This is a genomic window from Arthrobacter sp. yr096, assembly GCF_900108925.1.
GTDB lineage: Bacteria > Actinomycetota > Actinomycetes > Actinomycetales > Micrococcaceae > Arthrobacter.
Genome location: NZ_FNYI01000012.1, coordinates 27,351 through 50,990, shown reverse-complemented (window position 1 = coordinate 50,990; position 23,640 = coordinate 27,351). Strand labels below are relative to the sequence as shown.

Here is a 23,640-nt window from a genome sequence, read left to right as displayed (position 1 = left end):
GCCGTTATGTCGCCATTTCATTCCGAATAAATAGCTGCGGATAATCCGTGACGCCGGGAATTCTTGTGCCGATTGAATAAGTGTGAGAGATTCACACTGATCACACTTGCACCATTGATAACATCGGTAACATTGGTAACACTGACAACAGCGCTAACAATCGCCCCCGCTGTTGAGATGAGGACACTTTCATGACGACGCCCCGCTCGCCGAAACGAACCATGAGCATGCCGGTCATCGCGGCAACCACGGCTGCGCTTCCCGCCGTGGTTTTGTCTTCGCTTGCCCTGGCTCAACCGTCCATGGCTGCCCCCGCCCCGCAGCCCCGCAAAATCCCTGCGACCCTTGCTGCCGCCATGAAGGCCCAGGCGGTCAGCACCGCCACCGTGATCCCTGCCCAAGCGGTTGCGGCAACCCTCCCGGCTGCACTGCGCCCCATGGCCCCGTCAGTTCCGGACACCTACACGATCGTCCGCGGAGATACCATCAGCGCCATTGCGCGTCGGTTCAACCTGGACACCAATGCTGTGCTCCAGCTGAACAAACTCACGGCCACGACGCTGATCTACCCGGGCCAGACCATCAAACTCACGGGCACGGCGACCTCCGCACCCGCGCAGCCTTCGGCGCCGACGACTCCCAGCGCCCCCAGCAACGCAACGGTTTACACCGTGGTGTCCGGGGATACTTTGGGCGCAATCGCCGCCAAGCATGGTGTGCCGCTGTCCAGCATTTTCAGCTGGAACAACCTCAACGGGAGCTCCATCATCTACCCCGGGCAGAAGATCAAAGTCAGCGGCGGAACCGCGCCCGCGACGCCGTCAACTCCTGCTCCAGCGCCCGCACCTGCGCCCACTCCCCTGGCCACCACGGGCTCGTACACCATCAAGGCCGGCGACACCCTGAGCTCCATCGCATCACGCCACGGAGTTTCCTTGAGCGCCTTGATGACGGCCAACAACGTGACAGCAACCACCGTCATTTACCCAGGCCAGAAGCTCACTATCCCCGGTGCCAGCCTCCAGCCGGCCGGCGACACCAAACCGCTGGTACCCAGCACGTTCCTGGGCTTCACCTACCCGCCGGCTGTTGTCAGCTCCGCCAACGAAAACAAGGCATTGCTTAATGCCTCCCCCGTTCCCAGCCGCGCTGAGATGAAGGGCATCGTGGCCGATACGGCACGGCGGATGGGCGTCAGCCCCTCGTTGGCTTTGGCCTTCGCCGAACAGGAATCCGGTTTTGACCAGCGGGCTGTATCGCCCGCCAACGCCATCGGCACCATGCAGGTCATCCCGTCGTCCGGTCAGTGGGCCTCTGACCTTGTGGGCAGGAAGCTCAACCTTCTGGATCCGTACGACAATGCAACGGCAGGTGTCGCCATCATCCGGGCGCTGATCGCCACGAGCAAGGACCTGGACACGGCGATCGCCGGCTACTACCAGGGCCAATACTCGGTCAGCAAGTACGGCATGTACGACGACACCAAGCGTTACGTCGAGTCGATCAAGGCCCGCCAGCGCACCTTCGGCTAGGCACTTTCAAGCACCTCGGGAGGGGTCCGGATCCTTTGTGGATTCGGGCCCCTTCCCTGTCTCGTTTAGGATCGTATGGTGCAAGAACCAACGCAGGACCACCTCATCGGGACCACTGTGGATGGGCGATACCACGTCCGTTCACGCCTGGCGCGGGGTGGAATGTCCACTGTTTACCTGGCCACGGACCAGCGCCTTGAGCGCGACGTGGCCCTCAAAGTCCTGCACCCGCACCTGGCCAACGATCCCACCTTCCTGGAGCGGCTCAGCCGGGAGGCCAAAGCTGCCGCAAGCCTCTCCCACCCCCATATTGTGGGCGTACTGGACCAAGGGGAAGACGGTCCTATCGCCTACCTCGTCATGGAGTACGTCCGGGGACATACCCTTCGAGACACCCTGAATGATCAAGGTGCGTTGCCCCCGCGGCTGGCCCTGGCCCTGATAGATCCTGTTATTGAGGGTCTGGCAGCGGCACACAATTCGGGATTGATCCACCGCGACATCAAACCTGAAAACGTCCTCATCGCGGACGATGGACGTATAAAGGTGGGCGACTTTGGTCTGGCCAGGGCAGTCTCGGCCAACACCAGCACCGGTGCCTTGATTGGCACAGTGGCCTATTTGGCTCCCGAGCTGGTACTCGGACAGCCGGCGGATGCGCGCAGCGACATCTACTCAGCGGGCATCATGCTGTACGAAATGTTGACGGGCAAGCAGCCCTACGCAGGGGACTCCCCCATCCAAGTTGCGTACCAGCACGTCAATGCTGTGGTGGGCCGTCCTTCGGACGCCGCTCCGGGCCTCGCCGAGGATCTGGATGAGCTGGTCCAATGGTGCACAGCGGCCGACGCCGAGAACAGACCGGTGGACGGAACCGCCCTGCTGGCCGAGCTCCGCCACATCCGCACCACCCTCTCTGACGAACAGCTCGATCACCGGCAGGGCCCGGAACCAGCAGCTCCCTCCCCCGCGCCCACGTCAGTCATCGTCCCTCCGGGCAGCCCCGCCGGGAATCCAACCGAAGCGCTTGCCACCACGGCCTCGCCCACTGAATTCATCTCACAGCAGCGCAATCCCACCACGATCATGGCAGCGGGGAGTCCTGCGTTTCGGCAGTCCGGGGCGTCCATGGCCGGGCTGGACCGCGATGAAGACCAGCGCCAGCCCGGCAAGCGGGAATTGAAAAGGATCGAGCGGCAACAGAGCAAGGACCGCGCGCGGGCAGCCGCTACCCCGGTTCGCCCGCTACGGGAAGGCAATCCACGTCGTCGTGGGGTGATTTGGACAATCGTCATTGTCATCCTGGCGCTCCTGGCAGCATCGGCCGGATGGTTCTTCGGCATGGGGCCGGGGTCGCCAGGGACCGTACCCGACGTCAAGAACAAGACAGTCGCCGAGGCCCAGCAGCTTCTCCGCACGGCTGGCTTCCAATCTGAGCCGCGGGATGTCTTCGACGACGACATCGGCGCCGGCCTGGCCGTCGGCACGGAACCCGAGTCGGGCGCCGAAGTACGAAAGTTTCAATCCATCACCCTGTTCGTCTCCAAAGGCGCCCAGCTGTTCGCGTTGCCCTCCTTGGCCGGAGGAAGCCTGGCCGAGGCGAAGACAGCTTTGAACACCGCTGAGATGGCCCTTGGCAACGTCACTGAAGCTTTCGACGAAAAGGTACCGGCCGGCGTCGTTATTTCCCAGGACCCCGCACAGGGCACGGAGGTGCGGCACGGAACCCCAGTGGCTATGGTGGTCTCCAAGGGGCCGCAGCCTATCCCTGTCCCGGATGTGAGGGGTCAGGCCCAGGATGCTGCCGTCAAGGCGATCCAGGACGCTGGACTGAAGGCTGTGATCGCTCCGGAGACCGTCAACGACAAGACCGTCCCCAAGGGAGCGGTGGTTTCCCAGACGCCCGCCAACGGCACTCTCATCAAAGGCGAGTCCGTGACGTTGACCGTCTCCAAGGGACCAAAGATGGTCAAGGTCCCAAGCTTCATCGGCAAGCAAGCCAAAGAAGCCCGGCAACAATTGGAAGCGCTGGGCTTTGATGTGAAAGTGAACGAAATCCTGGGCGGATTCTTCGGTACAGTGCGCGACCAGAATCCGGTGGACAAAGAAGTACCCGAGGGCTCCACTGTCACGCTGACGGTGGTCTAGGACTCCAGCAAACGTAAAAGGCGCAGTTCGGATGATTCCGAACCGCGCCTTTTGCTTTAAGCGTTAGCGCTGGATATTCAGCGCTTGGAGAGGGCCCCAGCCACCAGGAACGCCATCTCCAGGGACTGCATGTGGTTCAGGCGGGGATCGCAGACTGACTCGTAGCGGTCCAGGAAGGCTTCCTGATCGATCGGGTCGGCCCCACCCAGGCACTCCGCGACGTCGTCGCCCGTCATCTCGACGTGCAGGCCACCCGGAACAGTACCCAGCGCCTGGTGGACCTCGAAGAAGCCGCGGACCTCGTCAATGACGTCATCAAAGTTGCGGGTCTTGTAGCCGTTCGGCGAGGTAACCGTGTTTCCGTGCATCGGATCAGTCACCCACAGCACCTGGGCGCCGGAGGCGGTCACACGTTCGACGACGGCCGGCAGCTTTTCGCGGATATTCCTGGCACCCATCCGGGTGATGAAGGTGAGACGTCCTGGTTCCCGGTTGGGGTCCAGCTTGTCGATCAACCGCAAGGCATCATCGCCGCTGGTACCGGGGCCGAGCTTAACGCCGATGGGGTTGCGCACGCGGGACAGGAAGTCCACGTGTGCGTGGTCGAGTTCACGGGTACGCTCACCAATCCACAGGAAGTGCGAGGAAGTGTCGTAGGGCAGGCCGGTCCGCGAGTCGATGCGGGTCAGCGCACGCTCATAGTCCAGCAGCAGCGCTTCGTGGCTGGCAAAGAATTCCACCCGCTTGAGAGCCTCAAAGTCGGCACCGCAGGAATCCATGAAGCTGATGGCGCGGTCGATGTCGCGTGCCAGTGATTCGTAGCGTGCGTGTGCCGGGTTCTCCGTGAACCCCTTGTTCCACTGGTGAACCAGGCGAAGGTCCGCAAAACCACCCTGGGTGAAGGCGCGGATGAGGTTCAAGGTGGAAGCGGACGTGTGGTAGGCCTTCAGCATCCGGCCGGCGTCGTGCGCGCGGGACTCGGGAGTGAAGTCGTAGCCGTTAACGATGTCGCCGCGGTACGCGGGCAGTGTCACGCCATCGCGGGTCTCGTCATTGGACGAGCGCGGCTTGGCGAACTGGCCTGCCATGCGACCCATCTTGATGACAGGCATCGCTGCGCCGTAGGTCAGGACCACTGCCATCTGCAGGATGGTCTTTACTCGGGCGCTGATCTTGTCCGCCGTGGCGGCCTCAAAGGTTTCAGCGCAGTCACCTCCCTGCAGGAGAAAGGCTTTGCCCTGTGCGGCAGCCGCGAGTCGCTCCCTCAGAACGTCCACTTCTCCAGCGAAAACCAGGGGCGGAACCACTGAAAGTTCCTTGACGGAGGCCTTGAAGACTTCAGCGTCCGACCATGTGGGCTGCTGGGAAATCGGCAGGTCCCGCCAGGCGTCAAGCCCGGGATAGTTCGCCGCGCCGCTTTGGGCGGTGCTGGCAAGGGGATCTGCTACGGAGGATGCGGTGTTCGCGGTTAGCTCAGTCACCCTTCAAGAGTAGTAGCCTCCGGCCGGGTTGCGGGACTGGAGCCGTAACTGATGGTGCCGCCTGCGTCACAGTTTCCCCGGGGATTCGTCCCCATCTGCCCGTGGTTCATCTTTGTCGTCGGCAACATCCTCAGCGGTGTCTTCGGCTGCTTTCACCTGATGGACCGGTTCGGGACCCTTGCCTGCCAACCGGGCCTTAACCACCGCCGCGTATTCATCCACGTATTCCTGGCCGGAGAGCCGCATCAACTCGTACATAATCTCATCCGTCACAGCCCTTTGAATCAGGCGGTCGTCCTCCATGCCGTAGTAACGGCTGAAGTCCAGCGGCTGCCCGAAAATCAGGCCAATCCGACGGATATTCGGCAGCCGCTTGCCGATGGGTTGGACTTTCTCCGTACCAATCATGGCGACGGGCACCACCGGTACCCGCGTTTCCAGTGCTAGACGGGCGACGCCGACCTTGCCGCGGTAGAGCCTGGCATCCGGGCTGCGCGTGCCTTCCGGATAAATACCCAGCAGGCCGCCGCCGTTCAGGACGTCCTTGCCGGCTTGCAGTGACATCTCCGAGGCCGCGCCGCCGGACCGGTCCATGGGCAGTTGGTTGCTCAGCCTGAAGAAGAGGGCCGTGAGCCGCCCCTTAATCCCCTTACCCGTGAAGTACTCGGACTTGGCCAGGAAGATCACCGGGCGGTGCACCATCAAGGGCAGGAAGATGGAATCTGAAAACGAAAGGTGGTTGGACGCCAGGATCGCGGCGCCGTTCTCAGGAACGTTGTCCAAGCCTTTAACCCAAGGACGGAACAGGAGCTTGAGGATGGGACCCAGAAAGATCCTCTTCATGACCCAATAGAACACGTTTGTCCTCTCACGGCCGACGGTTGGCATGCTTCCGGCAACCCGGCGGGCACTCAACAGCAACCCTACTCCAGTGAGAAATCTCCGGAAGAGTGACACGATGGGACTCATGACGGAACGCCCCTCACCCTCTGCGCCGCTTGCCTTCCACCATCCCGGCCATGGGCCCAATGCCTCCATTGGCGTCGCCATCTGCCATGGATTCACTGGCAGCCCGCTGAGCATGCTGCCCTGGGCAGAGTACTTGGCCGCGCAGGGATTTGCTGTTTCGGTGCCTCTCCTCCCCGGCCACGGCACCAGTTGGCAGGATCTGGCAACCACTCGGTGGCAAGACTGGTACCGGGCCTTCGAGCAGAGCTATCTGGACCTCGCCGGACAGACCAGCACCTGTTTTGTCGCGGGGCTGTCCATGGGAGGCGCTGTGGCTCTTCGCGTCGCCGCCCTCCACGACGTTCCAGGGCTGGTCCTGGTCAATCCTGGCCTGAGCTTTTACGACCGCAGGGTCCGGTATGTAGGCGCCCTGAAGTATGTCATGAGGACCACCACCCCCATCGTGGAAGACTCACCGGCTCCGGCCACCGCTGAGACTGGCGACTATTCCAAGACGCCCCTGAAATCGGTGCATGAACTCAAGAAGCTGTTCCGCGCGGCGACTCTCGGTTTGCCCCGGGTGGAAGCACCGGCCTTGGTGTTCAAGTCATCCGTGGACGGTGTCATACCGCCCAGCTCCGTGGCCACTATCAGCAAGCACATCGCAGCGTCCCGCCTGAAGATTGTCACGCTTCCCCACAGCGGCCACGTTGCCACGCTTGATGTTGACGCCCCCACCATTTTTGAAGAATCAGCAGAGTTTTTCCGTCAGCACGCCAGCGACAGAGTAGCCTCAGAGTCATCATGAACAAGCTTCCGGATTTCTTGCCGTTCCTCAGTAGTTGGAACGGGATTGGGCCGCGCGTTGGTGTAGTAATGTCCCACGGGTTCACCGGCAGCCCGCACAGTGTCAGGCCGTGGGCGGAGCACCTGGCAGCGGCCGGCTTCGCCGTCAGGCTGCCCCTGCTGCCCGGCCACGGCACCATATGGCAGGACATGGCCAAGCGCTCGTGGCGGGAGTGGCACCGCGCGGTGGATGAGGCCTACCTTGAGCTCGCCGCCGAGTGCGACTACGTTTTCACGGCGGGTCTGTCCATGGGCGGCACGCTGGCACTGCGGATCGCTGCCACGCGTCCCGTTGCAGGCACTGTTGTGGTCAACCCGGGGCTGGTCCTCGACGATCCCCGCGCCGTGATTGTGGCCGCGCTGAAGTACGTGGTGAAGACAACTCCGGCCATTGCCAACGACATCCTTAAACCGGACCAGGACGAGGGCGCCTATGCCCGTACGCCAGTTGCCGCTGCCCACCAACTGAAGAAGATGTACAAAGACACAGCAGCCATCCTTCCCCGCATCAGCTCGCCCGTACTCGTCTACAAATCCACAGTGGACAACGTCATCTCCACTGCCAGCCTGGAGTTCCTGCGTGACCGGGTGACTGCACCGGTGGATGTCCGCTACCTGGGCAACAGCTACCACGTAGCCACTCTCGACAACGACGCCCCGGAGATCTTCGAGGGTACCGTGGAATTTATCCAAAGAACCGTTGCAACCCTGGCCGGACGCGGGCCCTCCCCCGAAAAGGACACAGCCCATGAACAGGCCTGATCCCAACTCTGCAGATCAGAGCGCCAACAAAGACGACGACGCCGTATGGCTGGACCTCGTGGCACGGCTGGAAGCCACGGAGTCCGGAGCGGGTGAACCGGCAGCTGCCGACAACGCTGAGCAGGCCTCGGAGGCCGGAACTTCACAGGCTGAGTCGAACAAGACCTTCAAGGACTTCGACCCCTTGGGCCTGTCCACGCCAGTGACGGAGCCCGCACCTGAAGCCACAGCAATTCCGGCGGCCACCGGCCGCTCCCTGGGACCTCGCGACTTCGAGGTCGATGAAGAGGACGACTCGTTCGTTCCTGAGGAGCCCGCGAGCCTTGCCGGCACGGAGCCACTGACCATGCTGGCATGGGTTGGTGCGGTGGGAGGCCCCATTGCCTTGCTTCTCACGGCAATGTTCTGGCGTTCCGCGCCCCTGACCGCCATTTTAGGAATTGTTGCCGCTTTTGTGGCGTCGGTGGTTTTCCTCATCATGCGGCTCCCGCAGGAAAAAAATGACAACGACGACGGCGCCCGCATCTAGGTGCCTATCCCCGCTGCCGCATGGTCGCTACGGAGGGATCGCGGGAGATATCGGAGTCTAGTGGTGCGCGCGGCCACTGACGCGTGAGAGGTCCGCCGCGCCGATCATGCCGGCACGCGGACCCAATGCCGCCAATTCAATCCTTGCCATGGGTCGGAAGCCCCGGCCGGTAAGGTTCTTCGCGAACGATTCACGAGCCGGTCCAGCCAGCAGGTCACCTGCGTCGCACAAGCCTCCTCCGATCACGAACATTCCAGGGTCCAGGGCTGCGGCGAGGTTGGCCAGGCCGAGCCCCAGCCACTCTCCTTGGTCTGCCAGGAGTTCCCGGGACGTAGCATCGCCTCCGAGGGCCAGCGCTGTGACGGCTGCTCCCGTGATGTTCCCGGCGGTACCGCCTGCCCGCTCCAAAAGCGCCCGGCCCTCCGGTGAGTTGGTCCGGACGAGCTGCCGGGCTTCGCGTCCCAGCGCATTGCCGGAGGCGTACTGCTCCCAGCACCCCCGGTTGCCGCACTCGCACCGGTGTCCGCCAGGAAAGATTATCTGGTGCCCAAACTCGCCGGCCACGCCGTAACGTCCCCGCTCCACGCGGCCGTCCATTACCATTGCCCCGCCAATGCCGGTACCCAAAGTGATGCACACCAGCCGGCTCTCGCCCTGGCCCGCTCCGAAGCGCCATTCCGCCCAGGCAGCGGCATCTGCGTCGTTGGTCAGGAGGACAGGACGCCTCAGCAGCTTCTGCAAGCTCGCCCGAAGGGGCTCGTTTCGCCAGGCGAGATGCGGGCTGAACAGCACTGTGCCGCCGTCGAGGTCCATCCAGCCGGCCGCGCCGATGCCCACGGAAGCTACGCGATGCCCTGCGCTGAGCTCGTCCACCAGTTCCACTATGGTCTGCTCGACTGCACGGGGGTCTGCTCCAGGAGTGGATCTGCGGGCCTCATCAAGAACCCGGCCTTCGGCGTCCACCACACCGGCGGCCACCTTGGTGCCACCGATATCGATTCCGATCGCCAGGCCCCGCCGGCCCAAGTGGCTGCGGCGGGCGGCCCATGGCACGTCCTTCCAAGCTGCGGCCGGAGGCCTGAATCGTGCGCGGGAACTGGACCGTAGTGCGGGCATCCCATCATCTTATTCCGCTGGGCAACGCACCCGTGCATCACATGCGCCTGATGGCCCCGAGTTGCTTGAAATGACGGCTCATCCGTAAAGTTACCCGCCAGTAGGTGAAATAGGACACACCTCCGCGAGCGGGCATACTAGAGTGAAAGCAGCCCCCTCGTGGCCCGTGGATATCAAAGGAGCTACCGTGCGTGAAATCAGTGTTCCTCCCCTCGTGAACATCGCCCCGGAAACCAACATCACGGACCTCGTGATCCGGGAAGCAGGCAAGGAATCCAACCCCGCCCTGTTTTCCAAGCTGGACAAGAGCGGGCAGTGGCAGGACATCCGCGCCACGGACTTCCTGGCAGACGTCAGGGCCTTGGCCAAGGGCCTCATTGCCAGCGGAGTAGGCCAGGGCGACAGGGTGGGCATCATGTCCAGAACCCGTTACGAATGGTCCCTGGTGGACTTCGCCATCTGGTTTGCCGGCGCCGTCTCCGTCCCGATCTATGAAACGTCTTCACCGTCTCAGGTGGCGTGGAACCTGGGTGACTCCGGCGCAGTGGCCGCCTTTGGCGAGGCAGCGCACCATGAGGATGTCATCCGCCAGGCAGTGGCAGCCGAGGACATCAGTTCGGTGGCCAACGTATGGCAACTCGAGGGCGCTGGCCTGGATGCCCTGCGCGCGGCGGGTGCAGGGGTACCTGACGACGAGCTTGAGTCCCGACGATCCGCGGCCGGCCTCACGGACGTCGCCACGATTATCTACACCTCCGGCACCACTGGCCGGCCGAAGGGCTGCGAACTGACCCACGGCAACTTTGTGGAATTGTCGGAAAACGCCCGGGCATCGTTGCCCGAGATCATCAACGAGTCCGCCAAGACCATCATGTTCCTCCCACTGGCGCACGTCTTCGCACGCTTCATCTCGGTGCTGGCGGTGGCTGGTGGCGTCAAAGTGGCGCACACCCCTGATATCAAGAATCTGCTGGCTGATCTCCAGAGCTTCCAGCCGACCTTCATCCTGGCGGTACCGCGGGTCTTTGAGAAGGTTTACAACTCGGCTCTGACCAAGGCCGAAGACGGCGGCAAGGGCGCCATCTTCCACCGGGCAGTGGATACCGCGATTGCCTACTCCAAAGCGCGCCAGTCAGGTTCCCTGGGCATCGGCCTGAAAATCAAGCACGCTGTGTTCGACAAACTGGTCTACGGGAAACTCCGGGCTGCCATGGGCGGTCACGTGGCCCACGCTGTCTCTGGCGGCGGACCCCTGGGCGAACGCCTGGGGCACTTCTTCCAGGGCATCGGCCTCCAAATTCTGGAGGGCTATGGCTTGACGGAAACCACGGCCCCCATTTCCGTCAACACGCCCTCCATGATCAGGATCGGTACCGTAGGTGCCCCGCTGCCTGGCAACTCCGTGAAGATCGCCGAGGACGGCGAAATCCTGGCCAAGGGTGTGTGCGTCATGCGCGGCTACTACAAGCGCGAAGACCTGACGGAAGAAACCTTTGCCGATGGCTGGTTCCGCACCGGCGATATTGGCGAACTGGACAGCAATGGCTTCCTCAAGATCACAGGCCGCAAGAAGGAAATCATCGTCACAGCTGGTGGCAAGAATGTGGTGCCTGCTTTGCTGGAGGACCAGATCCGCGCAGACGCCCTGGTCTCCCAGGTCCTTGTAGTTGGAGACAACCGCCCCTTCATTGGCGCTTTGGTCACTCTCGACGAGGAAGCACTCCCGGGCTGGCTGGAACGCCACGGACTACCGTCAAGCACTACGCTGGCCGAAGCCACCGATCACGCCGTGGTGAAGGCCGCCGTGCAGGAGCTCATCACCAAAGCCAACCAATCCGTGTCCCAGGCAGAGGCCATCAAGTCGTTCAGGATCGTTCCGGCGGATTTCACGGAAGCTTCCGGGCACCTCACCCCGTCCCTCAAGGTCAAGCGCGCACAGGTCATGAAGGACTTCGACACTGTGATCGAGGAAATGTACTCGGCACCCCGCGCCTCCTGACTCCATCCGGCCAGGACCACGGTGGCCGGCATAAAGAACAGCCAGACAAAAAAGTACCCCGTCCGGGAATGCCCGGACGGGGTACTTTTTTGGCCGTTGCTAGCCGATTACCAGCAGCAAGTCGCCGCCTTGTACCTGTTCCACCGCGGAGATGGCCAGGCGGGACACCGTGCCGGCTACCGGCGTCGTAATGGACGCTTCCATTTTCATCGCCTCAATGGTGGCCACAGTGTCGCCTGCGCTGACGACGTCGCCGGCCTTGACAGTGACGGTCACGGCACCTGCGAACGGTGCGGCAACCTGTCCGGGCTGTGCGGGATCGGCTTTTTCGGCAGCCTTGACGTTGCTGACCACTGACCGGTCACGGACCACCACGGGGCGGGACTGGCCGTTGAGCGTACACATGACCGTGCGCATGCCCTTTTCGTCAGCCTCGGATACGGCCTCAAGCTGGGCAATGAGGCGGACGCCCTTCTCCAACTCGATGACGTGCTCTTCGCCATGCTGGAAACCGTAGAGGTAGTCGCGCGTGTCCAGGACGGAGATGTTGCCGTAGGTGTCGACGCTCTTCAGGTAGTCCTTGGTGGGTCCTGCGAAGAGGAGACGGTTCAGCGTGTGCTGGCGGGTCTTGGAATCACCCTTGAGCGCAGCGCTGTCTTCTGCGCTGATCTCCACGTCCCGCACCTTGACGCTGCGGCCCTGGAGGGCTTTGGTGCGGAACGGCTCGGGCCAGCCTCCGGGAGGATCTCCCAGCTCGCCGGAGAGGAAGCCGATAACGGAGTCCGGAATGTCGTAATTCTGCGGGTTCTCATTGAAGTCCGCAGGATCGGCGTTCAGGCCTACCAGGTGCAAGGCGAGGTCACCCACCACCTTGGAGGACGGCGTTACCTTTACCAGGCGGCCGAGGATGCGGTCTGCCGCCGTGTACATGTCCTCAATGGCTTCGAACCGCTCGCCCAGGCCCAAGGCGATGGCTTGCTGGCGAAGGTTGGACAGCTGGCCACCGGGGATTTCGTGCTGGTAGACGCGCCCTGTAGGACCCGGCAGGCCGGACTCGAACGGCGCGTAGACGCGGCGCACGGCTTCCCAGTAGGGTTCCATGGCGCCCACGTTGGTCAAGCTGAGCCCGGTGTCGCGTGGCGTGTTGGCCAATGCTGCCACCAGCGCCGACGCGGCCGGCTGGCTGGTGGTTCCGGCAAGGGACGCGGCAGCGACGTCAACGGCGTCAACTCCGGCATCGACGGCAGCCAGGAGCGTGGCAAGCTGCCCACCGGCGGTGTCGTGCGTGTGCAGGTGCACGGGAAGATCAAAACGCTCGCGCAGGGCCGTGACCAGCTTTGCCGCTGCCGCAGGGCGGAGCAACCCAGCCATGTCCTTGATGGCGAGGATGTGGGCACCGGCGTCGACGATCTTCTGGGCGAGGTTCAAGTAGTAGTCGAGGGTGTACAGGTCCTCGTTGGGGTCAAGGAGGTTGCCGGTGTAACACAGTGCCACTTCAGCGACTGCGGTTCCGGTTGCGCGCACTGCCCGGATGGCCGGGGCCATCTGGTTGACGTCATTGAGTGCGTCAAAGATGCGGAAGATGTCGATGCCCGTGGCCGCTGCTTCGCTCACGAACGCCTCAGTCACTTCTTCCGGGTACGGCGTGTAGCCAACAGTGTTGCGGCCGCGGAGGAGCATCTGGATGCAGGTGTTCGGGAGTGCCTGGCGCAAGGCCGCCAAACGGTCCCAGGGGTCCTCACCGAGGAATCGGAGCGCTACGTCGTAGGTGGCACCGCCCCAGGCTTCCACCGAAAGAAGTTCCGGGAGGAGCGCGGTAACTGCCGGCCCTGCCGCCACGAGGTCGCGGGTGCGCACTCGCGTGGCAAGCAGCGACTGGTGTGCGTCGCGGAAGGTGGTATCCGTCACGGCCAAAGCCTGCTGTTCGCGAAGTGCCTTGGCAAAGCCCTCGGGTCCAAGCTCGATCAGCTTCTGGCGCGAACCTGAGGTGGGAACCGGAGCATCAATGACCGGCAGCTTGCTGGCGGGATCGGAGTGGACCTTCAGCTCACCGTTCGGCTTGTTCACGGTGACCTCGGCCAGCCACGTGAGGAGCTTGGTGCCGCGGTCAGCCGAAATGTGCGACTTGAGGAGTTCCGGGCGCTTGTCGATGAAGTCCGTGGCCACGTTGCCGGCGTTGAAATCAGGGTCCGCGAGGACGGCCTGCAGGAACGGGATGTTGGTGGATACGCCACGGATGCGGAACTCGGCCAAACCACGGCGGGCACGCGCAACGGCTGCGGGGTAGTCACGGCCGCGGCACGTCAGCTTCACCAGCATGGAGTCAAAGTGCGGGCTGATCTCAGCACCCGAGTAAACCGTACCGCCGTCGAGCCTTACACCGGCGCCGCCGGCTGACCGGTAACCGGTGATCTTTCCGACGTCCGGCCGGAAGCCGTTGGCGGGGTCTTCGGTGGTGATGCGGCACTGCAGTGCTGCACCCTTGATGGATACCGACTCCTGGCTGAGGCCAAGATCCGCAAGGGTCTCCCCTGAGGCAATGCGCATCTGTGCCTGGACCAGGTCTACGTCCGTGATCTCTTCGGTCACGGTGTGCTCAACCTGGATGCGCGGGTTCATTTCGATGAAGACGTGCTGGCCGGCACGCTCACCTTCGGTGTCAACCAGGAACTCAACGGTTCCTGCGTTGACGTAGTTCAAGGCCTTCGCGAAGGCAACGGCGTCGCGGTACAACGCCTGGCGGATGTTCTCATCCAGATTCGGCGCCGGCGCGATTTCCACCACCTTCTGGTGACGGCGCTGCAGTGAACAGTCACGCTCAAAGAGATGCATGACGTTGCCCTCTGCATCAGCCAGAATCTGCACTTCGATGTGCCGGGGACGCAACACTGCCTGCTCGAGGAACATCGTGGGATCACCAAAGGCCGCATCGGCCTCGCGCATGGCCGACCGGAGCGCTTCAGGAAGGGCTTCGCGAGTCTCCACGCGGCGCATGCCACGGCCGCCACCGCCGGCGACTGCCTTGGCGAAGATCGGGAACCCGATCTGGTCAGCGGCCGCAATGAGCTCGTCAAGGTCCTTGGACGGCTTACTGGACTTCAGGACGGGCACGCCTGCCTTGCGGGCAGCTTCCAGGGCAGCCACTTTGTTGCCTGCCAACTCCAGTACCTCTGCCGGCGGGCCCACGAAAGTGATTCCGGCGGCCTTGGCTGCGCGTGCGAGGTCCGGATTCTCCGAGAGGAAGCCGTAACCGGGGTAGATGGCGTCAGCGCCGGCTTCTTTGGCGACGCGGACAACCTCCTCTACGTCCAAGTAGGCGCGGACGGGGTGGCCCACCTCGCCGATCAGGTAAGCTTCGTCGGCCTTCTGCCGGTGGATCGAGTTACGGTCCTCATGCGGAAAGACGGCTACGGTCTTGGCGCCCAGTTCATAACCAGCGCGAAACGCCCTGATCGCGATTTCGCCGCGATTGGCCACCAGAATTTTCGAAAACATACTTCTCCTGCATCATTGCGGGTGGATCGGTCGGTGGTCACAGTGTGTAGTGCCGCCAGCATCAAACACAAATCTTTGTGGCAACCATCACAAAGGATTCGTCATGTGGGCTGTATATGCGTGCGCGCGATCCAACGGCATGCTAATGCTCACCCCTCTCCCCCTCGGCCGGGCGCGTAGAAAGCGGGATTCGGCCGCTGTGCACCATATGATGTTGAGGGGGCTTCGGCAAGCCCCGGCTCCGGCGCTTCCGGAGCCGAATCAGCGCGATACGGCAACCGGCGTTAGGTTTTGGGTTTTCAAGTGCAAGTAGTCAGCATCAGCAGCCTTAAAGGTGGAGTGGGAAAGACGTCCGTGACCACTGGTCTGGCGTCCGCGGCCCTCGCAGCCGGAATTCCTACTCTGGTAGTGGATCTCGATCCCCACGCGGACGCCACCACGGCACTCGGTGTTCAGCCGGGCAGCCAGTTGGACATTGGCCGGATGCTGAAAAGCCCGCGTAAGGCCAGGCTCCAGGACAACGTGGCGGGCAGCAGCTGGGTCTCCAACGGTTCCAGCGACGGCACGCTGGACGTTGCAGTGGGTTCCGCCTTCACCGGGATCTATGACCGCCCGGACCTGGGCCGCCGCGATCTCCGCCGGCTTTCTGCCGTGTTGGCCGGAACCACCAACTACGAGCTTGTCCTGGTGGACTGCCCTCCCTCATTGAATGGTCTGACCCGCATGGCCTGGAGTGCCAGCGACCGCGTGGTCCTCGTGGCCGAGCCTGGATTGTTCTCCGTGGCCGGCACTGAACGGACCATGCGCGCCATTCAGTTGTTCCGGCAGGAATTTGCTCCCCATCTGGCGCCTGCAGGAATCGTTGCCAACCGTGTGCGGACCGGCTCAGCAGAGCACACTTTCCGCTTGGCAGAGATGGAGTCCATGTTCGGTGAGTTGCTGTTGACACCCCATATTCCTGAACAGGCCAACTGGCAGCAGATCCAGGGTGCAGCCCATTCCGTGCACCACTGGCCCGGAGATTCAGCCAAAAACTCCGCCAAGCTCTTCGATGCCCTGCTGCAGAGCCTTCTGGCCGGGCAGCCTTCGCTGCGGGACCGCCGCCAGCGCTGAGGTACAAACCTTAAGAACGGAAGCCCCGTCCCAGCAGGGACGGGGCTTCCGTTCTCTCAGTGAAATTCTGTAGCTGGCGTTCTAGCCAATACGGCGCGCCACGCGACGTTTGCTCAGTTCGTCGTCCGGAAAGGACTGCTCGGCGGCGTGCTCGCTCGGAAGCGCGGCAAGGCTTCCCTCAACTTCCCGCCATACGCGTCCAACGGCGATGCCGAAGACGCCCTGTCCGCCCTGCACGAGGTCGATGACTTCGTCCGCAGAGGTACATTCGTAGACGCTGGCGCCATCGCTCATGAGCGTGATCTGCGCAAGGTCCTCGACGCCCCTCTCACGGAGGTGCTCGACGGCGGTGCGTATCTGCTGCAGCGAAACACCGGTATCAAGGAGTCGTTTGACCACCTTGAGGACCAGGATGTCCCGGAAACCATAGAGTCGCTGTGACCCGGAACCGGCGGCGCCGCGCACTGCGGGTTCAACCAGACCCGTGCGTGCCCAGTAGTCGAGCTGGCGGTACGTGATTCCCGCGGCCTTGCATGCAGTGGGACCGCGGTAACCCGCGTCCTCGTCCAGCACGGGAAGGTCCTCTGTGAAGAGCAAACCCTGGGCGCCGGATGCGGGCGCAGCAATACCGGAAGAGGACTGCTTCAGCTCGCCTGCTTCGCCTTTCGGACTCACGTGACCTCCTTGTTCTCAGTTCCCTTGGGGACGGTGCATACCCTGACGCAACATGAAATGCAGCAGTGTAATTCCCGCAAGTCCGCACCTTCCAGTGTGACTTGCGCAGGCAGTGTATGCAACGGGAACTTGATACCTTCGACGTTAGGCCCGACGAGGGCCGAGGTCAAAGACCTTGGCCCCAAATTCGGGTCGTGTCGAAAGTTTCACCCTCAACTTTAGGCTTAGGGTGGCTCAGCCTTCGAAATCCTCTGGTTCCACGTCGTCCAGGAACTCGCGGAACCGGCGCATTTCGCGTTCTTCGTCCACTGTGGGATCCGGCTCCGAATCCTCGCCTTCATCATGCTCGGTGATGCGGACACCAGCTTCGTCCATCACCGCATCGGCACACCAGATGCGGCACTTGGCCCGGAGCGCCAAGGCAAGCGCGTCCGAAGCGCGCGAACTGACCACTGTTCCGTCGTCGAACTGCAGTTGTCCGTAAAAGATGTTGTCCTCCACCGCCACAATGTTGACGCTGATGATGGAGTGCCCCAGGGACTCGACGACGTCCACCAAGAGGTCGTGCGTCATGGGACGGGGCGGGACGACACCTTGCTGGGCCAAGGCAATGGCACTGGCTTCCGGGGTACCGATCCAGATGGGGACATGCCGCTCACCGTTGAGTTCACGAAGAAGTACCAACGGTTGGTTGGACGGCAATTCAATCCGGACGCCGACGATTTCGACCTCAATCATCAGCTGTCCATCCGGGAAATACGGTCGTGAACGAGTGCGCGGTGCAGCGTGAGGCAGAGGTCGCTGATCTCACGGGCTGCTTCCGCAGCGCGCGCCTGTGAAGCGGCATCGCGGCGGGAGGTCAGCGGCGCAACAGCTCGTTCCACCAGGCCGAACTCGCGCTCAGCCGCAGCTTGGAAGGGGCGGAGATGGCGGGGCTCAAGGCCGTGCCCCTCCAATTGAACGCAGGCCCGCGCCACTTGGAGCGCGTGTTCATCGAACCGCCCACCCACGTGACTGATCAGGCCAAAACTCAAGAGTGCTTCCAACAGCGGCACACTCGCGCCTGACTCTGCCCGCAACTGGTCCTCTGTCAACGCCCGCGCGCGACCCTGCACGTCCGCAGCCATTTCGGCCGAGACCACCCTGGGCGAAACCGTGACGCCGGGAGGAAGATTCTCCGGCCGCTCACCGCGGTCAATCGCATCCAGGTAATCCTTGATGACCTTCAGCGGCAGGTACTGGTCGCGCTGCAGCGCGAGGACAAAGCGGAGGCGCTCAACATCGTGGTCCGCATACTGCCTGTAGCCGGCCGGGGTCCTCTTGGGATTGATGAGCCCCTTTTCCTCCAGGAAACGGATCTTGGACGCGGTCATCCCCGGGAAGTCGTCGCTCAATTGCGCGAGGACTTCCCCAATGTTCAGGACCTGCGGTCCGCGGCGGTCCGGCTGGGCAATAGCCACAGGCAGATACCCCGTCAGACTTGGCCTGCTGCGCGGACAGGGCTCAGGTAGTAAGTCAACCGGAACTTGCCGATCTGGACCTCATTGCCGCTCTTGAGCTGCACACGGTCTACGCGGTCGTGGTTAACGTACGTTCCATTAAGGCTACCCATATCCACCAACTCGAAGCCGGACGCTGAGCGTATGAACTGGACGTGCTTGCGGGACACAGTGACGTCATCGAGGAAGATGTCAGCGTCCGGGTGCCGGCCTGCCGTGGTGGTATCCGCATCAAGCAGGAAACGGGCTCCTGCGTTGGGACCGCTGTGGGCAATGAGCAAAGCCGAGTTCGGCGGAAGTGCATCTACGGACGCGCGCTCCTCAGGGGCCAACTTGGGGGCAGTGCTCGGCTCGTCCCACGTTGGCGTGATGCTGATCGAGGTGGTCTCCGACGTCGGCTGTTCCTCCGCGCCGTTCCCGACATTGGCTTGATTCTGTTCGCCGCCAACCATGGAATTTCCTCCTCATCTGCCGGCAAATCCAAACCTTGCCGGCCACTTCCACCTCCCGGTACCGCCGGGCAAATCGGTTGCTGGCCCGCCCTACCGCATTTCCATGGAAGGAAAAACAGCTTGGCGGGCCAGATAACTTTAGCCTACCTGTTGTTCGTACTCCGATGCACTGAGCAGGGAATCCACTGCATCAGCTTCGGCAAGCTTTACCTCAATGAGCCAACCTTCACCGTACGGGTCCGAGTTAATCAGCGCGGGATCGGTGTCCAAAGCGTCATTGCGATTAATGACTTCGCCACTGACCGGGGCGTAGATATCACTGACGCTCTTGGTGGATTCAACTTCGCCAACAACCTCATTGCCTTTGACCTTGGTCCCCGGCTCAGGCATCTGGGCATAGACGACATCTCCCAGGGCGTCCTGCGCGAAGTCGGTAATGCCAATCCGCACCACCCCGTCGGCATCGGGGGCGGTCACCCATTCGTGTTCCGCAGTGTACGAAAGTTCTTCTGGAATATTGCTCACTGGTGGCCTTTCATCGGGACAATTACGAACCTCGACGGCGGCCGCGCTGCTGGCCACCGCTGAAAGTATAGGCACATTTCCCCTGCGCCTGATGGGGTCTCTGCCATGATTGACCCATGACTGAACAAGCACAAGTACCAGCTCAGAAAAAGCGCAATTGGGGCGTCAAAATTATCCTGATCCTGGTGGCATTGCTTGTCGCTGTGGCCGCCTACTTCATCCTGGGTGCCATCCTCCCCCGCTGGTGGTCCGATGTCATCGCCGGTCAAATCCGACGAGACCTTGGGGCCAGTGTCCTGGTGGGAATGTTTTACGGCTTCGTCTTCACCTTCATTCCCCTGCTGGTGGCCTGGCAGGCCACACGCAAGGCCGTGACATGGCCATGGAAGATCGTTATCCTCCTGGTGGCCGTAGCCATCGCCACACCCAACCTGCTTACGGCCGGCATCGCGTTCGGAACGACAGAGTCCGCCCATGCCGGCCAGCGCACCTTGAGCGTGGATGCAGGGTTCTTCACAACCTGGACCGCCGTTTCTGCCATTGCCGCTGTGGTGGTCTTCATAGGGGTCACGGTCCTTTGGGCCTTGTGGCGGCGGCGCGGCAAGCAAATGAAAGTGCTGAAGCAGGCAGAAAGCGAGCGCGTCAGGGCAGCGAAGCAGGCGGAGGCGGAAAGGCCCGACCCCACACTCAACGTTTAGGACGCGAAAGCCCGCCACGGTGGTCCGCGGCGGGCTTCCTTCTTTAATCAGTGGTCAGCTTGGTCAGCGTTCCGTTGGACCATTGCCCAGCGTCAGGCGACAGGCGCCTCGCGCGGTTCGCGTTCGACGTCGGGCGTTGCAGCAGGTGCCGCAACTTCCCCACGCTTGGCTGCTGCAGCAGCCACCACCATGACGATCAACGCGGCGACCGTAATACCGGCACCGGCCCAAATCGGCGAGGTGTAGCCGAGACCGGCGGTGATGGTCACGCCGCCGAGCCAGGCTCCTAGGGCGTTCCCCAGGTTGAAGGCCCCAATGTTCGCGCCGGAGGCCAGGGTGGGGGCCGTGGAAGCGAAGTGCATGACCCGCATCTGCAACCCCGGAACGGTGGCGAAGCCAAAGCCGCCCATGAGCGCCAGTGAGATCAGCGTGGCAATGCTGCTGCCTGCGGTCAGGGCGAAGAAGACCAGCACCACCACCAGCCCGGCAAGGATGACGATGAGGGTCTTATCCAAAGCCTTGTCGGCAGCCTTCCCACCGAGGAAGTTTCCAACGAACAGGCCGCCACCGAAGAGAACCAGGAGCCAGGGCACCGCACTGGACTCGAACCCGGAAACCTCAGTCAGCGTGAAGGCGATGTAGGTGAAGGCCCCGAACATACCGCCAAATCCGAGGATGGTCACGAGAATTGAGAGCCATACCTGGCCGGACTTGAATGCTCCCAGTTCGCTGCGAAGACCCTTGGTGGGCTCTGTACTGGCTTTAGGGACCATGAGTGCGATGCCGAGCAGCGCAACGACGCCGATCGCAGTGATGGCCCAGAACGTGGAGCGCCAGCCGAAGTTCTGGCCGAGCAAGGTTCCGAACGGCACACCCAGCACATTGGCGGCGGTGAGTCCGGTGAACATGATGGCGATGGCCCCGGCTTTCTTGTGGGCCGGCACCAGACTGGCCGCCACAACCGAGCCAATGCCGAAGAAGGCACCGTGGCACAGTGCTGCGACAATGCGGCCGATCAGCATTGCCGTGTAGCTATCGGCGATCGCGGACAGGAAGTTGCCGGCGATAAAGAGAACGAGCAAGCCGATCAGAACTGGCTTGCGCGGCAACCGGGTCACTGCGGCCGTAACCAAGAGGGCGCCGACGGTGACACTGAGGGCATAGCCGGAAATAAACCAGCCGGCCGATGCCTCGCTGACCTGGAAGTCGGCAGCAACCTCGGGCAAGAGGCCCATGATCACGAATTCGGTCAGTCCAATGCCGAATCCGCCGAGGGCTAGGGCAATCAACCCTGCGGGCATATGAAGCTCCTTAATGGGTGGTTCCCTCGGAAAAGTGGAAGTGCGCCGCCGGGAACCGTAGAATAATAGTTGCAGACGCTTTATATATAGTTGCACACGCTAGGTACTTGCGCAAGCAACTACTTTTGGATGCGTCATGAACCACTCGACGGCAAGGCAGGAGCACAGCAGACATGGGCATCAAGGATGACGCCGTAGAAGTACGGGCACAGGGTTGGCGAACCCTGGCCGCCCTGCACGGAAGCATCGAAGCAGAACTGGAGAAGGCGCTCCAGGCTTCCAGTGCCCTGTCTGTGGTCGAATACACAGTGCTGGATGCATTGAGCCGGCAGGACGGCTGGCACATGCGGATGCAGCAACTCGCCCGCGCCACCGCATTGTCCAGCAGTGCAACGACCCGCCTGGTCAACCGCCTAGAAGACCGGGGCCTGCTCACCCGCATTCTGTGCGCCGACGACCGCCGCGGCATCTACACCGAACTCACCGTTCCCGGACAAAAGCTGCTAGAGGCAGCCAAGCCGGTCCACGATGACACCTTGGCGGCGGCCCTGGATGCTGCCGAGTCGGTGCCGGAACTTGAGCCGCTCGTCAGGGCGCTTGGCGCACTGCAAGTGGTCTAAGTCATCCTCGACGCGTTCGTTGTGCCCGGCGATGAAAGACGGGCATAACGGACAGGTGGGATCCACTCGGATCTTTAACGACCAAAGGCCGGAATCACCGCGTTTCCACGTGATTCCGGCCTTTATGGTCGGGCTGACAGGATTTGAACCTGCGACCCCTTGACCCCCAGTCAAGTGCGCTACCAAGCTGCGCTACAGCCCGCTGGTTCTACCGTTCTCCGCCCAGGTTTCTCTCCGTAGAGTCCCACCTAAGCAGTCCGGCCGAACCACCTCCAAAAGCTTACACGAAGTTGGAGGCCGCCAACGCCATCTCAGCCAAACTCGACTGTGATGCCCGTCTCAATTAGCGCTTCTTGCCACGCTTCTCGCGTACACGCATGTTGACCTCGATGGGAGTGCCCTCGAAGCCGAACGTTTCGCGGAGGCGACGCGTGATGAAGCGACGGTATCCGGGATCCAGGAAGCCGGTGGTGAACAAAACGAACTTCGGCGGGCGGCTGGATGCCTGGGTGCCGAAGAGGATGCGCGGCTGCTTTCCGCCACGGACCGGGTGCGGGTGGGCTGCCACGAGCTCGCCCAGGAACGCATTGAGGCGGCCGGTGGGGATGCGGCGGTCCCAGCTCTCCAAGGCGATGTCCAGCGCGGGGACCAGCCGGTCCTTGTGCCAGCCGGTCTTGGCTGAGATGTTCACGCGGGGAGCCCACTCCACGTGGGCAAGATCCTGCTCGATTTCGCGCTCCAGGTAACGGCGGCGTTCGTCGTCCAGCAGGTCCCACTTGTTGAACGCGAGCACCAGGGCACGGCCGGATTCGATGGCCAACTGGAGGATGCGGACATCCTGCTCGCTGAGGACCTCGTCAACGGCAAGAAGCACGACGGCGACCTCCGCCTTTTCGAGCGCGGCCTGAGTGCGCAAGGACGCGTAGAAGTCGGCACCCTGTGCCATGTGCTGGCGGCGGCGGATACCTGCGGTATCCACGAAGCGCCATGTGCGGTCGCCGAGTTCGATGAACTCGTCAACAGGGTCACGCGTGGTGCCGGCCAGCGGATCCACCACAACACGCTCGGAGCCTGCGAGCTTGTTCAGCAAAGAAGACTTGCCCACGTTCGGGCGGCCAATCAGTGCGATACGGCGCGGTCCGCCTGAGCGCTCCACACCGTCCACCAAAGAGTACTCGGGGAGGGTATCCATGACGTGGTCCAGGAGATCGGCGACGCCACGGCCGTGCAGGGCCGAAACCGGGTACGGCTCACCGAAGCCCAAGCCCCAGAGGGTCGCGGAGTCGGCTTCCTGCGCAAAGTCGTCCACCTTGTTGGCCACCATGATGACCGGCTTCTTGCTCTTGCGGAGCATCTTCATGACACCCTCGTCTGTGGCGGTCGCGCCGACGGCGGAATCCACCACAAAGAGAACTGCGTCAGCAAGCTCCACGGCCATTTCGGCCTGCTCAGCCACGCGGGCGTGGATGCCCTTGGCATCATGTTCCCATCCCCCGGTATCCACCAGGGTGAAGTTGCGGCCATTCCAACGGGCCGAGTACATGACACGGTCGCGGGTAACCCCAGGGGTATCCTCTACGACAGCTTCACGGCGGCCCAGGATGCGGTTTACCAACGTTGACTTGCCCACGTTGGGCCGTCCAATGATGGCAAGGACTGGATCCAGCTTGAGGGGACCTTCGTCGCCCTCATCGCCGTACTCGCCACTGAGCAGCGCGGCATCTTCTTCATCGAGATCGTAATCGTCCAGGCCGGCCCGGAGGGTGGCCGCACGGAGCTCGGCCTCGTCATCGTCCAAGGCAGCCAGGTTTTCAGCCACCTGGTCGGTGCCGGTGGGCGTGTATTCGTCGTCGCCGGCTCCGTGGAGGCCGGATTTTTGAGTCGTATCGCTCATTGCACTT

Annotated in this window: 20 protein-coding genes and 1 tRNA gene; 9 read left to right on the top strand and 12 right to left on the bottom strand. The window is 62.6% G+C overall.

What is annotated here, in order from left to right; translation table 11 throughout:
* The first annotated feature begins 191 nt into the window (after positions 1-191).
* Together BMY91_RS21295 and pknB are read left to right on the top strand one after the other, a co-directional pair.
* Positions 192-1,532: a LysM peptidoglycan-binding domain-containing protein gene (locus BMY91_RS21295; RefSeq protein WP_090825611.1), complete on the top strand. Its 1,341-nt coding sequence runs from the start codon at positions 192-194 to the stop codon at positions 1,530-1,532.
* 75 nt (positions 1,533-1,607) lie between these two features.
* Complete coding sequence (gene pknB, locus BMY91_RS21290; RefSeq protein ID WP_090825608.1) at positions 1,608-3,680, top strand: Stk1 family PASTA domain-containing Ser/Thr kinase; 2,073 nt, start codon at positions 1,608-1,610, stop codon at positions 3,678-3,680.
* Between the two features lie 77 nt (positions 3,681-3,757).
* On the opposite strand, the gene BMY91_RS21285 is transcribed toward pknB, so the two are convergent.
* The gene (locus tag BMY91_RS21285) at positions 3,758-5,161 is read right to left on the bottom strand and encodes a class II 3-deoxy-7-phosphoheptulonate synthase (RefSeq protein WP_090825605.1); all 1,404 of its coding nucleotides are present in this window, start codon (positions 5,159-5,161) and stop codon (positions 3,758-3,760) included.
* Positions 5,162-5,227: 66 nt separating this feature from the next.
* Positions 5,228-6,019 (bottom strand): lysophospholipid acyltransferase family protein, encoded by a 792-nt coding sequence (locus BMY91_RS21280; RefSeq protein WP_090825738.1) that lies wholly within the window; start codon positions 6,017-6,019, stop codon positions 5,228-5,230.
* 109 nt (positions 6,020-6,128) lie between these two features.
* Here BMY91_RS21280 and BMY91_RS21275 point away from each other — a divergent pair, with 109 nt between their 5' ends.
* From BMY91_RS21275 to BMY91_RS21265, 3 genes are read left to right on the top strand one after another with little or no spacing between them, the layout of a single operon-like run.
* Entirely contained in the window at positions 6,129-6,917 is a 789-nt protein-coding gene (locus tag BMY91_RS21275) for an alpha/beta hydrolase (RefSeq protein WP_090825735.1), read from the top strand.
* Positions 6,914-7,717, top strand: coding sequence for an alpha/beta hydrolase (locus BMY91_RS21270; RefSeq protein ID WP_090825602.1), 804 nt, complete (start codon positions 6,914-6,916; stop codon positions 7,715-7,717). The genes BMY91_RS21275 and BMY91_RS21270 overlap by 4 nt, the downstream gene beginning before the upstream one ends.
* On the top strand, positions 7,704-8,246 hold the full coding sequence (locus BMY91_RS21265) for a hypothetical protein (protein WP_090825599.1): 543 nt from the start codon (positions 7,704-7,706) through the stop codon (positions 8,244-8,246). The genes BMY91_RS21270 and BMY91_RS21265 overlap by 14 nt, the downstream gene beginning before the upstream one ends.
* A gap of 57 nt (positions 8,247-8,303) precedes the next feature.
* Here BMY91_RS21265 and BMY91_RS21260 read toward each other — a convergent pair whose 3' ends face one another.
* Complete coding sequence (locus BMY91_RS21260) at positions 8,304-9,362, bottom strand: ROK family protein (RefSeq protein ID WP_090825596.1); 1,059 nt, start codon at positions 9,360-9,362, stop codon at positions 8,304-8,306.
* A gap of 187 nt (positions 9,363-9,549) precedes the next feature.
* On the opposite strand from BMY91_RS21260, the gene BMY91_RS21255 reads away from it, so the two are divergent.
* Positions 9,550-11,361, top strand: a complete 1,812-nt coding sequence (locus BMY91_RS21255; RefSeq protein WP_090825593.1) for an AMP-dependent synthetase/ligase — start codon at positions 9,550-9,552, stop codon at positions 11,359-11,361.
* Between the two features lie 99 nt (positions 11,362-11,460).
* Here the strand turns inward: BMY91_RS21255 and BMY91_RS21250 are convergent, their stop codons facing one another.
* Entirely contained in the window at positions 11,461-14,856 is a 3,396-nt protein-coding gene (locus BMY91_RS21250) for a pyruvate carboxylase (RefSeq protein ID WP_090825590.1), read from the bottom strand.
* 303 nt (positions 14,857-15,159) lie between these two features.
* On the opposite strand from BMY91_RS21250, the gene BMY91_RS21240 reads away from it, so the two are divergent.
* On the top strand, positions 15,160-15,969 hold the full coding sequence (locus BMY91_RS21240) for a ParA family protein (RefSeq protein ID WP_090825584.1): 810 nt from the start codon (positions 15,160-15,162) through the stop codon (positions 15,967-15,969).
* Between the two features lie 81 nt (positions 15,970-16,050).
* Here BMY91_RS21240 and BMY91_RS21235 read toward each other — a convergent pair whose 3' ends face one another.
* The 5 genes from BMY91_RS21235 to gcvH form a co-directional block, all read right to left on the bottom strand.
* Positions 16,051-16,644, bottom strand: coding sequence for a MerR family transcriptional regulator (locus tag BMY91_RS21235; RefSeq protein WP_090825581.1), 594 nt, complete (start codon positions 16,642-16,644; stop codon positions 16,051-16,053).
* 234 nt (positions 16,645-16,878) lie between these two features.
* Entirely contained in the window at positions 16,879-17,382 is a 504-nt protein-coding gene (locus tag BMY91_RS21230; protein WP_090825576.1) for a bifunctional nuclease family protein, read from the bottom strand.
* Positions 17,382-18,098 carry a transcriptional regulator FtsR gene (locus tag BMY91_RS21225; protein WP_090825732.1) on the bottom strand — a complete coding sequence of 239 codons (717 nt, stop codon included), beginning with the start codon at positions 18,096-18,098 and terminating at the stop codon, positions 17,382-17,384. Before BMY91_RS21225 ends, BMY91_RS21230 begins: the two co-directional genes overlap by 1 nt.
* Before the next feature lie 20 nt (positions 18,099-18,118).
* Positions 18,119-18,595: an FHA domain-containing protein gene (locus tag BMY91_RS21220; protein ID WP_090825573.1), complete on the bottom strand. Its 477-nt coding sequence runs from the start codon at positions 18,593-18,595 to the stop codon at positions 18,119-18,121.
* 138 nt (positions 18,596-18,733) lie between these two features.
* Entirely contained in the window at positions 18,734-19,120 is a 387-nt protein-coding gene (gcvH, locus tag BMY91_RS21215) for a glycine cleavage system protein GcvH (RefSeq protein WP_090825570.1), read from the bottom strand.
* A gap of 116 nt (positions 19,121-19,236) precedes the next feature.
* Between gcvH and BMY91_RS21210 the strand changes: the two genes are divergently transcribed.
* Complete coding sequence (locus tag BMY91_RS21210) at positions 19,237-19,818, top strand: hypothetical protein (protein ID WP_090825567.1); 582 nt, start codon at positions 19,237-19,239, stop codon at positions 19,816-19,818.
* Between the two features lie 92 nt (positions 19,819-19,910).
* Here BMY91_RS21210 and BMY91_RS21205 read toward each other — a convergent pair whose 3' ends face one another.
* Positions 19,911-21,119 carry an MFS transporter gene (locus tag BMY91_RS21205; protein WP_090825564.1) on the bottom strand — a complete coding sequence of 403 codons (1,209 nt, stop codon included), beginning with the start codon at positions 21,117-21,119 and terminating at the stop codon, positions 19,911-19,913.
* 173 nt (positions 21,120-21,292) lie between these two features.
* On the opposite strand from BMY91_RS21205, the gene BMY91_RS21200 reads away from it, so the two are divergent.
* Positions 21,293-21,739 (top strand): MarR family winged helix-turn-helix transcriptional regulator, encoded by a 447-nt coding sequence (locus tag BMY91_RS21200; protein WP_090825561.1) that lies wholly within the window; start codon positions 21,293-21,295, stop codon positions 21,737-21,739.
* Positions 21,740-21,864: 125 nt separating this feature from the next.
* Here the strand turns inward: BMY91_RS21200 and BMY91_RS21195 are convergent.
* A tRNA-Pro gene (locus BMY91_RS21195) sits at positions 21,865-21,941 on the bottom strand.
* A gap of 141 nt (positions 21,942-22,082) precedes the next feature.
* On the bottom strand, positions 22,083-23,633 hold the full coding sequence (gene der, locus BMY91_RS21190; protein WP_014921348.1) for a ribosome biogenesis GTPase Der: 1,551 nt from the start codon (positions 23,631-23,633) through the stop codon (positions 22,083-22,085).
* Positions 23,634-23,640 lie beyond the last annotated feature (7 nt).

Excerpts from the sequence above, each read along its gene's own strand:
- BMY91_RS21275 (WP_090825735.1), top strand. The coding sequence starts at position 6,129 with ATGACGGAACGCCCCTCACCCTCTGCGCCGCTTGCCTTCCACCATCCC.
- BMY91_RS21250 (WP_090825590.1), bottom strand. The coding sequence starts at position 14,856 with ATGTTTTCGAAAATTCTGGTGGCCAATCGCGGCGAAATCGCGATCAGG.
- BMY91_RS21205 (WP_090825564.1), bottom strand. The coding sequence starts at position 21,119 with ATGCCCGCAGGGTTGATTGCCCTAGCCCTCGGCGGATTCGGCATTGGA.
- BMY91_RS21260 (WP_090825596.1), bottom strand. The coding sequence starts at position 9,362 with ATGCCCGCACTACGGTCCAGTTCCCGCGCACGATTCAGGCCTCCGGCC.
- BMY91_RS21265 (WP_090825599.1), top strand. The coding sequence starts at position 7,704 with ATGAACAGGCCTGATCCCAACTCTGCAGATCAGAGCGCCAACAAAGAC.
- BMY91_RS21295 (WP_090825611.1), top strand. The coding sequence starts at position 192 with ATGACGACGCCCCGCTCGCCGAAACGAACCATGAGCATGCCGGTCATC.
- BMY91_RS21220 (WP_090825573.1), bottom strand. The coding sequence starts at position 18,595 with ATGGTTGGCGGCGAACAGAATCAAGCCAATGTCGGGAACGGCGCGGAG.
- BMY91_RS21270 (WP_090825602.1), top strand. The coding sequence starts at position 6,914 with ATGAACAAGCTTCCGGATTTCTTGCCGTTCCTCAGTAGTTGGAACGGG.
- BMY91_RS21200 (WP_090825561.1), top strand. The coding sequence starts at position 21,293 with ATGGGCATCAAGGATGACGCCGTAGAAGTACGGGCACAGGGTTGGCGA.
- BMY91_RS21230 (WP_090825576.1), bottom strand. The coding sequence starts at position 17,382 with ATGATTGAGGTCGAAATCGTCGGCGTCCGGATTGAATTGCCGTCCAAC.
- pknB (WP_090825608.1), top strand. The coding sequence starts at position 1,608 with ATGGTGCAAGAACCAACGCAGGACCACCTCATCGGGACCACTGTGGAT.
- der (WP_014921348.1), bottom strand. The coding sequence starts at position 23,633 with ATGAGCGATACGACTCAAAAATCCGGCCTCCACGGAGCCGGCGACGAC.
- BMY91_RS21210 (WP_090825567.1), top strand. The coding sequence starts at position 19,237 with ATGACTGAACAAGCACAAGTACCAGCTCAGAAAAAGCGCAATTGGGGC.